General features: G+C 36.1%; 19 protein-coding genes. 17 read left to right on the top strand and 2 right to left on the bottom strand.

What is annotated here, in order from left to right; genetic code table 11:
* Window positions 1-14: 14 nt before the first annotated feature.
* The 8 genes from NQ185_RS05180 to NQ185_RS05145 all read left to right on the top strand — a co-directional run bounded on the left by NQ185_RS05180 (window position 15) and on the right by NQ185_RS05145 (window position 4,765).
* Complete coding sequence (locus NQ185_RS05180; RefSeq protein ID WP_257580512.1) at window positions 15-452, top strand: hypothetical protein; 438 nt, start codon at window positions 15-17, stop codon at window positions 450-452.
* On the top strand, window positions 449-889 hold the full coding sequence (locus NQ185_RS05175) for an ASCH domain-containing protein (protein WP_257580511.1): 441 nt from the start codon (window positions 449-451) through the stop codon (window positions 887-889). The genes NQ185_RS05180 and NQ185_RS05175 overlap by 4 nt, the downstream gene beginning before the upstream one ends.
* 328 nt (window positions 890-1,217) lie before the next feature.
* The gene (locus tag NQ185_RS05170; RefSeq protein ID WP_257580510.1) at window positions 1,218-2,024 is read left to right on the top strand and encodes a class I SAM-dependent methyltransferase; all 807 of its coding nucleotides are present in this window, start codon (window positions 1,218-1,220) and stop codon (window positions 2,022-2,024) included.
* A gap of 13 nt (window positions 2,025-2,037) precedes the next feature.
* A complete protein-coding gene (locus NQ185_RS05165) occupies window positions 2,038-2,460 on the top strand; it encodes a DUF1801 domain-containing protein (RefSeq protein ID WP_257580509.1) in 423 nt (140 codons plus the stop codon).
* Window positions 2,461-2,474: 14 nt separating this feature from the next.
* Entirely contained in the window at window positions 2,475-2,885 is a 411-nt protein-coding gene (gene fosM / locus NQ185_RS05160; protein ID WP_257580508.1) for a FosM family fosfomycin resistance protein, read from the top strand.
* Window positions 2,886-2,898: 13 nt separating this feature from the next.
* On the top strand, window positions 2,899-3,351 hold the full coding sequence (locus NQ185_RS05155; protein ID WP_257580507.1) for a GNAT family N-acetyltransferase: 453 nt from the start codon (window positions 2,899-2,901) through the stop codon (window positions 3,349-3,351).
* Window positions 3,352-3,355: 4 nt separating this feature from the next.
* Complete coding sequence (locus NQ185_RS05150; RefSeq protein WP_257580506.1) at window positions 3,356-4,225, top strand: protein kinase domain-containing protein; 870 nt, start codon at window positions 3,356-3,358, stop codon at window positions 4,223-4,225.
* A 3-nt stretch (window positions 4,226-4,228) separates the two neighbouring features.
* A complete protein-coding gene (locus tag NQ185_RS05145; RefSeq protein WP_257580505.1) occupies window positions 4,229-4,765 on the top strand; it encodes a GNAT family N-acetyltransferase in 537 nt (178 codons plus the stop codon).
* A 61-nt stretch (window positions 4,766-4,826) separates the two neighbouring features.
* Here the strand turns inward: NQ185_RS05145 and yhfH are convergent, their stop codons facing one another.
* Entirely contained in the window at window positions 4,827-4,955 is a 129-nt protein-coding gene (yhfH, locus tag NQ185_RS05140; protein WP_257580504.1) for a protein YhfH, read from the bottom strand.
* A 146-nt stretch (window positions 4,956-5,101) separates the two neighbouring features.
* Here yhfH and NQ185_RS05135 point away from each other — a divergent pair, with 146 nt between their 5' ends.
* From NQ185_RS05135 to NQ185_RS05110, 6 genes are all read left to right on the top strand, one after another.
* Entirely contained in the window at window positions 5,102-5,836 is a 735-nt protein-coding gene (locus NQ185_RS05135) for an MBL fold metallo-hydrolase (RefSeq protein ID WP_257580503.1), read from the top strand.
* 21 nt (window positions 5,837-5,857) lie between these two features.
* Entirely contained in the window at window positions 5,858-6,847 is a 990-nt protein-coding gene (lplA, locus tag NQ185_RS05130; protein WP_257580502.1) for a lipoate--protein ligase, read from the top strand.
* Between the two features lie 109 nt (window positions 6,848-6,956).
* Window positions 6,957-7,733 (top strand): enoyl-CoA hydratase-related protein, encoded by a 777-nt coding sequence (locus tag NQ185_RS05125; protein WP_257580501.1) that lies wholly within the window; start codon window positions 6,957-6,959, stop codon window positions 7,731-7,733.
* A gap of 89 nt (window positions 7,734-7,822) precedes the next feature.
* On the top strand, window positions 7,823-8,545 hold the full coding sequence (locus NQ185_RS05120; protein WP_257580500.1) for an AzlC family ABC transporter permease: 723 nt from the start codon (window positions 7,823-7,825) through the stop codon (window positions 8,543-8,545).
* Entirely contained in the window at window positions 8,542-8,853 is a 312-nt protein-coding gene (locus NQ185_RS05115) for an AzlD domain-containing protein (protein WP_257580499.1), read from the top strand. Before NQ185_RS05120 ends, NQ185_RS05115 begins: the two co-directional genes overlap by 4 nt.
* Window positions 8,854-9,049: 196 nt before the next feature.
* Complete coding sequence (locus NQ185_RS05110) at window positions 9,050-10,357, top strand: M48 family metallopeptidase (protein WP_257580498.1); 1,308 nt, start codon at window positions 9,050-9,052, stop codon at window positions 10,355-10,357.
* Between the two features lie 16 nt (window positions 10,358-10,373).
* On the opposite strand, the gene NQ185_RS05105 is transcribed toward NQ185_RS05110, so the two are convergent.
* Window positions 10,374-10,601 (bottom strand): IDEAL domain-containing protein, encoded by a 228-nt coding sequence (locus NQ185_RS05105; RefSeq protein WP_257580497.1) that lies wholly within the window; start codon window positions 10,599-10,601, stop codon window positions 10,374-10,376.
* Between the two features lie 207 nt (window positions 10,602-10,808).
* Between NQ185_RS05105 and NQ185_RS05100 the strand changes: the two genes are divergently transcribed.
* The 3 genes from NQ185_RS05100 to NQ185_RS05090 all read left to right on the top strand — a co-directional run bounded on the left by NQ185_RS05100 (window position 10,809) and on the right by NQ185_RS05090 (window position 13,550).
* On the top strand, window positions 10,809-11,375 hold the full coding sequence (locus NQ185_RS05100) for a competence protein ComK (RefSeq protein WP_257580496.1): 567 nt from the start codon (window positions 10,809-10,811) through the stop codon (window positions 11,373-11,375).
* A 166-nt stretch (window positions 11,376-11,541) separates the two neighbouring features.
* Window positions 11,542-12,549 carry a LacI family DNA-binding transcriptional regulator gene (locus NQ185_RS05095; protein WP_257580495.1) on the top strand — a complete coding sequence of 336 codons (1,008 nt, stop codon included), beginning with the start codon at window positions 11,542-11,544 and terminating at the stop codon, window positions 12,547-12,549.
* 29 nt (window positions 12,550-12,578) lie between these two features.
* Window positions 12,579-13,550 carry a nucleoside hydrolase gene (locus NQ185_RS05090; RefSeq protein WP_257580494.1) on the top strand — a complete coding sequence of 324 codons (972 nt, stop codon included), beginning with the start codon at window positions 12,579-12,581 and terminating at the stop codon, window positions 13,548-13,550.
* Window positions 13,551-13,564 lie beyond the last annotated feature (14 nt).

Below are 13,564 nucleotides of genomic sequence, written 5' to 3'. Positions count from 1 at the left end.
TAGGGGGTGGTAAAATGAGTGCTAGAATACTGCGAAGCGTTTTCTTCCTTTTATTATTATCTTTCATACTAGTACCATATTCACATGCTAGTTGGGCATATTCTTTTGTAGTATGGGACGGCTATGTTTATGTTGTCAGTGATGAACTTATCGATAATATTGATAAAGAAATTGGCCAAGTCACGAAATACTCCGATAAGGAAGGATCTTACTGGGGAAATTTTTCAAATACCTATAAAATAGGAACTAAATATTACTCAATAGTAGGGATAAATACAACTGAGGCTATTGCAGTTCAAACGGAGGATGGTACCTATATAAAAGCAATTAAAGAAGGAAAATATAAGAGTGAATGGCCATTGCCTATAATCATCGCTTGTATAATCGTTCTGATTGTCCTCATTTTAGGAATTATTATTTTCAGGAAGAAAAAAGGGGAATTAAACCTATGAATAAAATAGAAGTGTATTGGAAGAAATTTTTAGAAAAAACGAAAACGCCGAACCAACCTTATACGTCATGGCATTTCGAGCTGAATGAAAGATTAGCAAACGAATTGTTAGAACTTGTTTTGCAAGGGAAGAAGAGAGCAACAGCATCGTCCATTTATGATTTTGAACAAGAGCCACTTCCAAAGGTAGGGGATTATAGCGTCATTACGAATTGGCCAGGGGAACCAAAATGCATCATCCAAACGACATCTGTTCAAATTCTTCCATTTAAAGACGTTACATTCGAATTAGCGAGATTAGAAGGCGAAGATGACAATTTGGAATCATGGCGAGAAGGACATATAAGATATTATACACAAGTATGCGAGGCGGCTAATCAAGAATTCACATGGGATATGCCCGTTGTTTTTGAAGAATTTCAGGTTGTTTATCAATAGGAAGAAAAATAAAGATAGTCTTTGGGTAGGTTTGGAATCATAATGATTTTATTCTTATTTTCAGGGGGGAAAGAAGATTAATAAGAAGAACGCACTTATTTTTATGGTTGGGTTTGTAGTGACTGCATTCATTTTAATACCTTTATTTGGAAATCCTTTAACTGTTTTATTTAAATAATTCGTGTGAGCAGTCAGTTGGATGGCCATTTTTCTGTTGATGGGGAATAAAAAGTTAAAGAAGGTTTTTTAATATCAATAATTGAATGTTAATTTATATGTTTTTAGTAAGTGCATTTATTTGACAGTAATATTGAAAGGAGCTGCACTTTTGAGTGAATGGAAAGAGTTGAACCAAGAATCAAAATTAATGTGGAATAAAAATGCGGAATTTTGGGATGATTATATGGGAGAAGAAAGCAATCGGTTTCACCGTGAAATCATCAGACCACATACTGAAGAATTGTTGGATGTACAAGCTGATCATACAGTTCTGGATATTGCCTGCGGGAATGGTAATTTTTCTAGGAGGCTTGCGGAAAAAGCGGCCAATGTAGTTGCGATTGATTATAGTTCTAAAATGATTGAACGGGCGAAACTGCGATCTGAGTTGAAACAAATTGAGTATAAAGTTCTAGATGCAACGGATTTTGATTCATTAATAGCTCTCGGAAATGATCGATTTAATAGTGCGGTAGCTAATATGGCTTTAATGGATATTGTCGACATTCAGCCATTATTGAAAGCTTTATTTTATTTACTTAAAGATAATGGTGTCTTTGTTTTTTCAATCACACATCCTTGCTTTCAATCTCCGAATATGCGAAAAGTACATGAAGTAGAAGATATGGGTGGCATAGTAGAATCAAGGAATAGCATTCAGATTTTCAACTATCTTACACCACTTCCTTATAAAGCAATTGGCATTAAAGGGCAGCCGACCCCGCACTATATGTTTCATAGACCTTTATCATATTATTTAAATCTAGCATTTCAACACCACTTTGTCTTAGACGGCATAGAGGAACCAAGCTTTCAAAAAGAAAATGAAACGAATCAATTTGACTGGTATGAAATTCCTCCAGCCATTATTTTGCGTTTTAGGAAATATGCTGCAGCTTCAAATAATCATTTATAAAGAGGTGGAAACGATGTATGAATTAAAAACAAAAGAAAATGAGAGCAGTGTTATTGAATTTATTGAACATGTGGATAATCCGAAAAAACGAGAAGATGCGTACGAGTTATTAGACATTTTCACAGAAACAACAGGGTATAAAGCGAAAATGTGGGGACCAAGTATTATTGGATTCGGCTCTTATCATTATAAATATGAATCTGGACATGAGGGAGATGCACCTTTAGTTGGCTTCTCCCCGCGAAAAGCGAAAATCAGTTTATATTTTGCGACTGGCGATTCAGAAAGAGATGCATTATTAAAAGATTTCGGAAAGCATACTGCGGGAAAGGCATGTGTGTATATAAATAAAATAGCCGACATTAATATTGACGTGTTAATAAAATTAATCAAGCAATCAGTAATATTTTTGCGAGAAAAATACCCAAATCAATAAGGTGAGGTTTTGGAGTGTTAAATCATTTATTATTCTCCGTTTCTAATTTAGAAGAGTCTATTAAATTCTATGAAAATGTTTTAGATGCAAAGCTTCTCGTAAAGGGAAGAAAGATTGCTTATTTTGATTTGAAGGGGATTTGGCTAGCTCTTAATGAAGAAAGAGACATTCCCCGTAATGAAATAAAATATTCTTACACCCATATCGCTTTTTCAATAGAAGAATCCGACTTTAATTGTGTATATGAAAAACTGAAACAATTAAATGTTAATATACTTGAAGGGCGTAAAAGAGATAAAAAGGATAAAAAATCGATATATTTTACTGATCCGGACGGACATAAGTTCGAGTTCCATACTGGAACATTGGAAGATCGATTGGATTATTATAAACAGGAAAAAGACCATATGGAATTTTTTGTTTAGAGTGGAGGATATTATGGAGATTTCGAAAAAAAGGATCACGATTAATGAACTGGATCTTTGTTCAAAACTTTATATTTCCGTATTCAATCAAGCACCGTGGTTTGATGAATGGACACTGAAGAGTGCAAGCGAACGCTTGATGGGCATATTGAAACATCCTGAGTTCTGGGGAGTTGGCCTATATGACTCAAACGATCAACTTCTTGGATTTTTAATGGGATATTCAGAACCGTGGTGGGATGGCAAGCATTTTCAAGTTGTTGAAATGTGTGTGAAAACAGAAGAGCAAGGAAAAGGAATTGGTTCAAATTTACTTTCTGCACTTGAAGATTACTGCAAAGATTGTGGAGTCAAGCGTGTGTATCTTTTGACTGGAAGCGGTGGGCAGGCGGAGAATTTTTATATAAAAAATGGTTTTTACGTAAATCCAAGAATGATTATGATGTCAAAAATGATTGGGGATTAAAAATATGGGCGAACCAGTAACCATTCACATAGGTAAAGTGACTTTTCACTTAAGAGAATATCATCATTTTGATTGGCTTCAAAATATGGGCGAGGCATTTGCTGTTTTTGATCAGCAAGATTCAGGCAATATATGTTTTGGCATTGAAAAAGATGGTCAGAAAAAGTTTGTGAAATATGCAGGGGCAAAGACACTGGAATATGAGGGGCATCCCGATGATGCTATTGATGAGTTAAAAAATTCGGTGGTGCTTTATGAAAAATTAACTCATCCATATTTAGTGAAGTTGGAGAAGCATTTTCCCGTTGATCAAGGGTATGTATTAATTTTTGAATGGTTTGAAGGAGAATGTCTCCATTCACATTGGTCTTTTCCACCTCCTGCAAAATATGAACATCCTAAGTCGCCTTTTTATCGTTTCAAACAGTTAACACTGAAAAAAAGATTAGACTCCTTACAGGGAATCTACGATTTTCACGTACATATGGAAAGGAAAAACGTTGTTGCTGTTGATTTTTATGATGGAAGCATTATGTACCATTTTGAGACCAATGAAACGAAGATTTGTGATATTGATTTATATAAGATAAAGCCTTTTACCAATACGATGGGAAGGTTATGGGGTTCTTCCAGATTTATGTCACCGGAAGAATTTGAGCTCGGTTCGGCAATTGATGAGAGAACGAATGTTTTTAATATGGGAGCAGTTGCTTTTTGTTTACTTGGTGGAGAACTAGATCGTTCTTTCGAAAAATGGGAGGCAAATAAAGAATTGTATGAAGTTGCTTCACATGCTGTTGAAAAGGAAAGAAATAAGCGCTACCAATCGGTGGAAGAATTTTTCTTAGCTTGGAATAAGGCTTTAGGGGCGTAAATGATGTTATTTCAAAATGATGAATTATCAGTTCGTACTTTAACCTTGGAGGACAATCTTTTATTGGCACATTGGCTATCGAATCCTGTCGTTCTTGAATTCTACGAAGGGCGTGATAACCCTTTTAATAAGGAGAAAGTATTAGAGAAGTTTTATAATCGAAATGACGGAACTTACCGCTGTATAGTGGAATATAGTGGAATTCCGATTGGCTATATTCAATACTATCAATTGGATAATGAAGATAAAAAAGAATACGGATTTTTTGATTCAGAAATCATATTCGGCATGGATCAGTTTATTGGTGAGCCGGATTATTGGAACCGTGGGATTGGCCAGCTTTTAGTTAGTTCTATGGTGGAGTTTTTAATTGAGGAGAGACAGGCTGAAAAGATTGTAATGGACCCACAAACATGGAATAAAAGGGCAATTAGCTGCTACGAAAAATGCGGATTCAAGAAAGTGAAGTTTCTCCCAAAACATGAACTTCATGAAGGAGAATTTAGAGATTGCTGGTTGATTGAATATATTGCGAAATAAAGCGGTAAAAGAAAAAGTTTAAAAAACCCCTTGTGAATAATCATAAGGGGTTTGATCTTTACTATTTAATTTCACTGCATTTGTCACACGTTGTACCATAGCATTCATGTTGTTCTGTAATTTTTTCTCCGCATTCTGTACATTTTTTGGCAGGAAGGTTTTTAAAAAATTCTATGACGTTTTCTAGCATGCTCTCCACTCTCCCATATATTTTGTTGCAGTACTGAATCTCGTTATTTACATTGTATTATAACAGTTTTATAGGTGTCAATCCTTTTGTTAAATATGAAAAAATAAAGTATAGTAATAATTAGTTTGAATAAAGGAGCTAATCTTATGGAGATAACGGTAATAGGGCATTGGGGCGGTTATCCTAAAGCAGGGGAAGCAAGCTCCGGCTACTTGCTTACCCATGATGGATTTAATCTTCTCATTGACTGTGGGAGCGCTGTACTATCACAGCTGCAAATGTATATAAATCCTGAGGAACTAAATGCTGTCATTCTTTCGCACTACCATGCTGATCATATTGCAGATATTGGAGTACTTCATCATGCACTGCTAATCAGTAAATATGTGACTGGATATAACAGTAACTTGCCAATATATGGTCATACATACGATCAGGAAGGGTATATGGGGTTAACTTACAAAGATATTACAACAGGTATTCCTTACGATAAAAATGATCAAACACATATTGGTCCATTTAAACTTGAATTTTTGAAAACGAAACATCCTGTTCCATGCTTTGCTATGAGAATATCCTGCAATGAAAAAACGCTTGTTTACACTGCGGATTCTGCTTATTTTGATGATTTGATCAGTTTTTCCAAAGATGCAGACATATTGCTTGCGGAATCTAATTTTTATAAAGGTATGAATGGAGCAGATGCCGGTCATATGACTAGTGAGGAAGCCGGAAAACTTGCTAAAAAAGCGAATGTTAAAAAACTAGTCCTCACCCATTTACCGCACTTCGGTGACTTAAACCAATTAAAAGCTGAAGCGGCTGAATATTTTAAACAGGAAGTTATTCTTGCATCTAAAGGATTGAAATTGGCTTTTTAAAAGAAAATAGGAGGAAATGTAATGAAGTTTATTGATAATCAAGGAATTACGGATCCACGGATTAATTTGGCGATTGAAGAACATGCTTTGAAAAATTTGGATGTAAATGAATCCTATTTATTATTTTATATTAATGAACCTTCTATTATTATTGGTAAAAATCAAAATACGATTGAGGAAATTAATACTGAATATGTAGAGGGAAATGGCATTCACGTTGTGCGCAGATTATCTGGAGGCGGCGCGGTTTATCATGACTTAGGAAACTTGAACTTTAGTTTTATTACGAAAGATGAGGGTGACAGCTTCCTAAATTTCAAAAAGTTTACGGAACCGGTTGTTAAAGCATTAAATAAATTAGGTGTCGAGGCCGAATTAAAAGGACGTAATGATATCCTTGTTGGTGAAAGAAAAATTTCAGGGAATGCGCAATTCTCTACTAGGGGCAGAATGTTTAGCCATGGTACGTTAATGTTTGATTCCGAAATTGAAAATGTCGTTTCAGCTTTAAAAGTTCGTAAAGATAAAATAGAATCCAAGGGAATTAAATCTATCCGGAGCAGAGTCGCAAATATTTCTGAGTTTTTAGAAGCAAAAATGACGATTGAGCAATTTAAAGAGGAATTGCTTCGTTCTATATTTGAAGGCATAGATCCAATCCCAGAATATAAATTAACAGAAGATGACTGGAAACAAATTCATGAGATTTCAAAAGTGCATTATGCAAATTGGGATTGGAATTATGGAAGATCGCCTCATTTCAACATTCAACATTCACATCGATTCCCTGTAGGTCTTATTGAATTCAGGCTTGATGTGGACAAGGGGCAAATTCAAGAATGTAAAATCTTTGGAGACTTTTTTGGTGTCGGGGATGTCAGTGAAATTGAAAGCCGCCTAACGGGTGTACGCTACGAAAGATCTGATATTCTAAATGCATTGGAAGATGTAGACATTAAACACTATTTTGGAAACGTCACTAAAGATGAAATCATCAATCTGATTTATTAATATGAAGGATGGAAGTGCTATTAATTTGGCCTTCTATCCTTTTTCATAAGCATTCCTATTTCAGAAATTGCGTATATATTACAAAATACCTTTGGAGTGAGGGAATGCTTTGGAAACAGTAAAGTTAGATATTGCTGAAAATATAGCTGTAGTGACATTAAATCGGCCTGAAACATTAAATGCATTCAATTATGATATGTTGGTAGAATTATCACAAAGGGTAGATTTATTAAGAAGTTCTCCAGAAGCTCGAGTGATTATTTTTCAAGGGGCTGGAGAAAAAGCTTTCAGCGTTGGCGCTGATTTAAAAGAGCGGAAAACACTTACTGAGCAAGAGGTCCGGCGCAATTTACAAAAGATAGGGGAAGTAATTCTTGCCATTGAGACGCTGCCACAGCCGACAATAGCAGCTATTAATGGCTATGCTTTTGGCGGGGGGCTGGAACTAGCTTTGGCTTGTGATTTTCGTTTTGCCTCTGAAAAAGCAATTGTTGGGCTGACTGAAACGAGTTTAGCTATCATTCCGGGAGCGGGTGGAACGCAGCGGCTGCCACGGTTAATAGGAGAAACGAAAGCATTAGAGTTAATTTTAACTGCGAAAAGATTGAAGGCGTTTGAAGCTGAGGCATATGGAATTATATTAAAAGCTTTTGATAAAGATCGCTTCATGAAAGAGGTACAGGCATTTGCACAAGAAATTTTGAAAAATGGTCCAATCGCTGTCCAACAAGCAAAATACGCGATTAAAGCCGGGATGAACAAAGATCTTCTTTCAGGTCTTAAAATTGAAAGGAAAGCCTATGAAACTACCATACCTACGGAGGATAGGATAGAAGCATTAAAAGCTTTTAATGAAAAAAGAAAACCTATTTTTAAGGGAAAATAACCTTTAAAAGATTCCTTTGTTCTTGCCGAATGTACAATTCACGCTTATCATTGAAAAAATTAAATACAGTAACAGAGGGGGATTTAGGGATGGAGGCTTCGGTGCCAAAAGTGAAATTTACAGAATTTCGCCGGGGGCTTCAAGAGGGGATGAGTATCGCTATCGGTTATTCTCCCATTGCGCTTACGTTTGGCTTACTTGCAAAAACAACCGGTTTAACATTATTTGAAACAATATTAATGAGTTTAGTATTATATGCGGGAGCCTCTCAATATATTGCACTTAACATGTTTGCTCTTGGAACAGGTGCTGTGGAAATGATATTAACAACATTTATTGTCAACATCAGGCATTTTTTGATGTCTGCATCATTAAATGAAAAAGTTGAAGAAGATGTTCCCTGGAAAAAAGCTATTTATGCTTTTGGTGTAACGGATGAAACATTCTCCGTTGCGGCGACCAAAACGGATACGGTTTCGACTGGGTATTTATTTGGCCTCAACATAATTGCGTATATGAGCTGGGTAATTTTCTCGGGTGTAGGCTTTGGAATAGGTGCGGGTCTTCCTCAAGTATTGCAGGAAAGCATGGCTGTTGCTCTATATGCAATGTTTATCGGCCTGCTTGTACCTTCTTTGAAAAAAAGTATGAAAGTCGCTTGCCTCGCGTTGCTTGCGGCAGCCTTTAACAGTATTTTTGTATTTTCTGAAATGATGAGTAAAGGCTGGGCAATAGTCATTTCCACCCTTTTATCAGCTATTTTAGTTGAGACAGTGGAAACATTGAAGGGAAGGGGGCAAATGAAAGAATGAGTAGTTCTATTATCGTATTAACAATTATCGGAATGGGGCTAGTCACCTATATCCCGAGGATGATCCCATTTGTGATGTTTAGGGGAAATGAGCTTCCACCTTTTGTACAAGGAGTTTTGAAAAATGTTCCTTATGCCACCCTCGGTGCACTTATATTTCCTGCAGTTTTCTTTATCCAAGAAGGTAATATTTTGTTCGGAGCTGTAGGAATGGCTGCTGCCTTTCTGATTGCGTTTCTCGGAGCAAATGTAATAGCAGTTGTACTTGGATCGATCGCCATTCTTAGTGCATATTCTTGGCTTTTCTAATTTTCATAACGAAAGAAACAGCGCCACTTGATCAATCAGGTGGCGTAAATCATTTCATTTTAGTGCTACAATCGTAATGATGAAGAAAATTGAAGAAATAATAACTATAAGTATTGGGAAAAATATTCTTTCAGTTAGTTCTATTTAAAGATTTTCTTTCTACATATAATAAGAGATGGACAGGGGGGATATATCATTGATTAGAAAATGGGCGATGCGAGCCATTATAGCGTACCTTTTATTTGGACTAGCTATATTTTTGTATTTATTTTATTTGGCGGACACATCGATACCGGAAGCTCTTAAAGGGACAAACGCAGATCCGGCTACTTTCCTAAATGGAAGGGAACTTGAATTAAGTGAAGAATATTCAAGAATCCGTAATTTAATGTTTTTCTTAGCAACTCCTTATGAATGGCTATTTTATTATTTACTTTTAATATTTGGTGTATCGGCACTTTTTGAAAGATCTGCAAAGCATATATCCAAATTTTTCATAGCCAGGACTGCCATTTACTTATTCTGGCTCTCTCTTGCATCGTTCGTTGTCATGTTTCCACTTAGCTATTTATCTTATACGATTTCCAAATCTTATAATATCTCAACACAGATTTTCCCTGCATGGATGAAAGATAAAGTAATTGATTTCTGGGTACAGTACGCAACAATGCTAATCATTATTACCGTTTTATATGCATTGATGCGGAAATATAAAAGGCGCTGGTGGCTGGCGGCCTGGGTCGTATCAGTCCCATTTTCAATATTTATGATGTTTATCCAGCCGGTTGTAATTGATCCGCTATATAATGATTTTTATCCTTTAAAAGATAAGCATCTTGAGGCAAAAATATTGGCAATTGCAAAAGAAGCAGATATACCAGCCGAACATGTGTATGAGGTGGATATGTCTACTAAAACAAATTCTTTGAATGCATATGTGACCGGGGTAGGATCTAATTCTCGAATCGTTCTATGGGATACTACATTGGAAAGGCTGTCTGATGAAGAAATACTCTTTATTATGGCGCATGAAATGGGCCACTACGTAGAAAAGCATATTTATAAAGGAATTGCGGGATATTTGCTGCTCACTTTTGTTGGTTTATGGTTGACTGCCAAATTAATGGAAAAATGGATTTCACGACGTGGGAAGGAATGGAAAGTTGAAAAAGTAACAAATATTAGTTCACTCCCAGCATTTCTTTTAATTACATCGATACTTCTATTTTTGGCAAGCCCTCTTTCAAACTGGGTATCACGATATCAAGAAATGAGGGCAGACACGTATGCTATAAAAATGACTCAAGATAAAGAGGCAGGGATTCAAACATTTCAAAGTCTGACAAAAGCAGGTTTAAGTCAAGTAAATCCCCCTATTTTAGTTAAAATATTCCGCTATGGACACCCAACCATGCTCGAAAGAATAAAAATGATTCAGGAATATCAATTAAATATCCCTAAAGGTGAAGAAAGCTTTAGCGAAAAAAATCCCCCTAATTTTTAAGGGGGATTTAACATTTTCATTGACCCAAAAGATCAACTAACTCGTTCGTGAGCTTAGTAAAAGTTTCTTTATCATGTAGATCAAGCGCACGGTCAATATCTTCACGAAGCCGTTTTTCACGTCTTTGCAAAAGTAGGCCGTTTAGGAAAAAATCTGCATACCATTCCATAGCTTCTGTTTCATTTTTATTCTGGGTCATCGTATACTCTTTAAGCAGTTCCTGATAAGATTTCCTCTTTTCCATCGATGATCACCTCTGAAACTTTTTTTAATTATAAACGAAATGGGCAAAAAAATCAACTGAAGAGTGTAAATTTTCAGATGAGTTACTTAAATCCAAATTTTAATAACAGCCTTTCGTATTATTATCTGACTTTTTAAAAAAATAGTGACATTTGAACTAGAGTGTGATATGGTTAATTTGTCATATTATAAGGAGGGAAGTTAAAATATGTTGAAAACAGAATTATTTTTGGAGGAGTATGAAATTAATCCTTACACGGTGATGATCAAGCCATACATAAAGGATGATGAAGTATACTCAGAGATCTTTGAACTAGATGATCATTTCATAGTTCGCCAAAAGCCACTGGATATTGTCAAAAAAGGTTGTAAATATTTTGGAAGTTCTTTTGAAGGCAGGCGAGCCGGAACGAAATCACTTATTATGGTTACCCACAAACCGCCAATCATCATCGACCCCAACACCTCAATTTATTTAATTCCAACCACATCACCGACTAGACCTGACTGTATATGGATATCGCATGATCATATTACCTCCATACATAGAGGGGAAAATAATAATTCGATCATTAGTTTTCAAAATAATCAAAGCTTTGAAATTCCAATTTCTTTAAGTTCACTTTCTAACCAACTGTCCAGGGCCGCTCAACTACGAGTTAGTTTTCAACAAAATATTGAAAGAATGGAGTTCTATACATCACGTCCCCCAAAGCCTAAGAAAATGAGAGCAGCAGAATTTAAGAAGATTTATAGAATTAATAGAAAAAAGTAATTTAGGTTGAGCTTGTTAAGAAAGCGTTCTATTCTTAACAAGCTTTTTTGCTATTGCTATGTTAAAAAAATTCTTGACATATGAAAACGATTGCAATATGATTCTTGTAGAGAAAACGTTTTCGTAAAACGTTTTCTCCAGTGATTCAATTGTAGGTGGAGAAGAAATGAAAAGATGGACCATTAAAGACATTGCGAAAAAAGCAGGTGTTTCGATTACGACTGTTTCGCGTGTGTTGAATCAAAAAGAGGAGGGGATGTCCTCACAGACACGTGAGAAAGTACTCAAAGTGATGGAGGAGGTGGATTTTCAGCCCAATCAATTTGCCCGTGGTCTTGTTACTAAGCGGTCTAAAACATTTGGATTAATTGTACCAAATATATCTAATCCGTATTTCCCTGAATTATGCCGAGGAGTAGAAGATGAAGCGAATGAAGGTGAATATAGCTTAATTATATGTAATTCCGATGATCAAACAGATAAAGAGAAACGTTATTTGCGTCTTTTAGAAGAACAGCAGGTTGATGGAATAATATTTTCTGCAAAAGATCATTTAGACACATCAGATGAGGAGCAATTGAATCGTGCAAAAATTCCTTTCGTTCTTATAGATAGAGGAAAAGAGGAGAAAAAGCACGCGGGAGTGTTCCTGGATAATGATAAAGGTGGATATTTAGCTGGAAAACATTTAATAGAACTGGGTCATCGTAATATTGCATGCATAACAGGGCCAAAGTCTATTATTCTTTCAAATGAACGTTTGGAAGGATTCAAAAGGGCCTTAAATGAAGCTGGGGTTGAACTATTGCCATCACACATTATTGAAGGGGATTTTCAGATGGAGATGGCATATCACAAGTCTAAAGAAATTCTTTTGAAAAAAGATGTAACGGCAATATTTGCCTGTAATGACATGATGGCTTGCGGTGTTTATCAAATGGCACATGAGCTTGGGATTCGTATTCCAATTGACTTATCCATTGTAGGGTTTGACGATATACCATTAGTATCCGCGTTAATTCCGAAACTTACAACCATTCGGCAGGATACATATGAAATGGGGAGGGAGGCGGTAAAGATATTATTCCGTAAACTTGCAAATGCTGAAACGAAATCTATAATCTTTAATCCAAAACTGGTTGTACGGGATAGTAGTACAGCACCAATTCAATAGTACAACTTTCGTGTATTTTAACTAGAGGAGTGAATTCGTTGAATAAAATACCAGTAATCATAGATTGCGACCCAGGAATAGACGATGTTATGGCCTTGTTATTAGCCTTTTCCCGAGATGAACTAGATATTAAGTTAATCACGACTGAACCAGGTAATCAAACGCAAGACAAAACGATTTACAACGCTAGAGCTTTTACAAGTTACATGAAACAAAGCATTGAAATAGCGAGAGGATTAGACCAACCATTTTTTCGAGAGCTTGAAGTTGCAGACTATGTTCATGGAGAAAGTGGACTCGGAGAAGTAATCTTTCCGGAACCCGATTTACATGAAAGTGATAGAACTGCAATCAATGCCTTAAAGGAAGTCTTATCTGAAAGTGAAGAACCTGTCGTTCTAATAGCTACTGGTCCACTTACCAATATAGGCGCCTTGTTGTTGGCCCATCCGGAAATAAAGGAAAAAATTAGCTATATCTCCTATATGGGAGGTGCTGCGGTTGCCGGAAATATGAGCCCTTTTGCAGAATTTAATGTGTATGTTGATCCTCATGCAGCCGATATCGTTTTTCGTTCAGGAATCCCGATTGTAATGAGTGGACTAGATGTTACTCATAAAGCATATGTCAATATGGAAGAGTTAGAAAAAATTGAAACTATGGGTACCGATTTGGCGCAAAAAATTGCTTCAATGCTTCGTTTTTATATACAAACTGCAAAAAACAATGAGTTTCAAGAAACGGATTTTGAAAATGGTATTCGTTTACATGATCTTTGCGCCGTTTCTTACGTTGTCACTCCAGAACTTTTTGAAGGGGATGATTGCTATGTAGCCATTGAGACGGAAGGACGCTATACTGCTGGTGCGACTGTTGTAGATTACACGCAGAATTCAGGAAAACCTCATAATGTAAAGGTTTTGCATTCGGTACAGCGTGAGGCTTTTGTTAATCAGTTTATGGAAGCGATTAAAGAAATGGGCCGATATATCGGTCAATAATTTAAAAAGGTGGG

Origin of the sequence: Lederbergia panacisoli, from assembly GCF_024626525.1 — a bacterium.
GTDB classification, from domain to species: Bacteria; Bacillota; Bacilli; order Bacillales; family Bacillaceae_C; genus Lederbergia; species Lederbergia panacisoli.
Note: the sequence above shows the minus strand (reverse complement) of the source record. Positions and strands in the feature narration are given on the sequence as shown.

Bases quoted from the DNA above. Each gene is read 5' to 3' on its own strand.
- NQ185_RS05115 (WP_257580499.1), top strand. From the start codon at position 8,542: ATGAGTAGTTCTATTATCGTATTAACAATTATCGGAATGGGGCTAGTC.
- NQ185_RS05165 (WP_257580509.1), top strand. From the start codon at position 2,038: ATGTATGAATTAAAAACAAAAGAAAATGAGAGCAGTGTTATTGAATTT.
- NQ185_RS05175 (WP_257580511.1), top strand. From the start codon at position 449: ATGAATAAAATAGAAGTGTATTGGAAGAAATTTTTAGAAAAAACGAAA.
- NQ185_RS05155 (WP_257580507.1), top strand. From the start codon at position 2,899: ATGGAGATTTCGAAAAAAAGGATCACGATTAATGAACTGGATCTTTGT.
- NQ185_RS05135 (WP_257580503.1), top strand. From the start codon at position 5,102: ATGGAGATAACGGTAATAGGGCATTGGGGCGGTTATCCTAAAGCAGGG.
- NQ185_RS05095 (WP_257580495.1), top strand. From the start codon at position 11,542: ATGAAAAGATGGACCATTAAAGACATTGCGAAAAAAGCAGGTGTTTCG.
- NQ185_RS05100 (WP_257580496.1), top strand. From the start codon at position 10,809: ATGTTGAAAACAGAATTATTTTTGGAGGAGTATGAAATTAATCCTTAC.
- NQ185_RS05120 (WP_257580500.1), top strand. From the start codon at position 7,823: ATGGAGGCTTCGGTGCCAAAAGTGAAATTTACAGAATTTCGCCGGGGG.
- NQ185_RS05105 (WP_257580497.1), bottom strand. From the start codon at position 10,601: ATGGAAAAGAGGAAATCTTATCAGGAACTGCTTAAAGAGTATACGATG.
- yhfH (WP_257580504.1), bottom strand. From the start codon at position 4,955: ATGCTAGAAAACGTCATAGAATTTTTTAAAAACCTTCCTGCCAAAAAA.
- NQ185_RS05145 (WP_257580505.1), top strand. From the start codon at position 4,229: ATGTTATTTCAAAATGATGAATTATCAGTTCGTACTTTAACCTTGGAG.
- NQ185_RS05150 (WP_257580506.1), top strand. From the start codon at position 3,356: ATGGGCGAACCAGTAACCATTCACATAGGTAAAGTGACTTTTCACTTA.
- lplA (WP_257580502.1), top strand. From the start codon at position 5,858: ATGAAGTTTATTGATAATCAAGGAATTACGGATCCACGGATTAATTTG.
- NQ185_RS05180 (WP_257580512.1), top strand. From the start codon at position 15: ATGAGTGCTAGAATACTGCGAAGCGTTTTCTTCCTTTTATTATTATCT.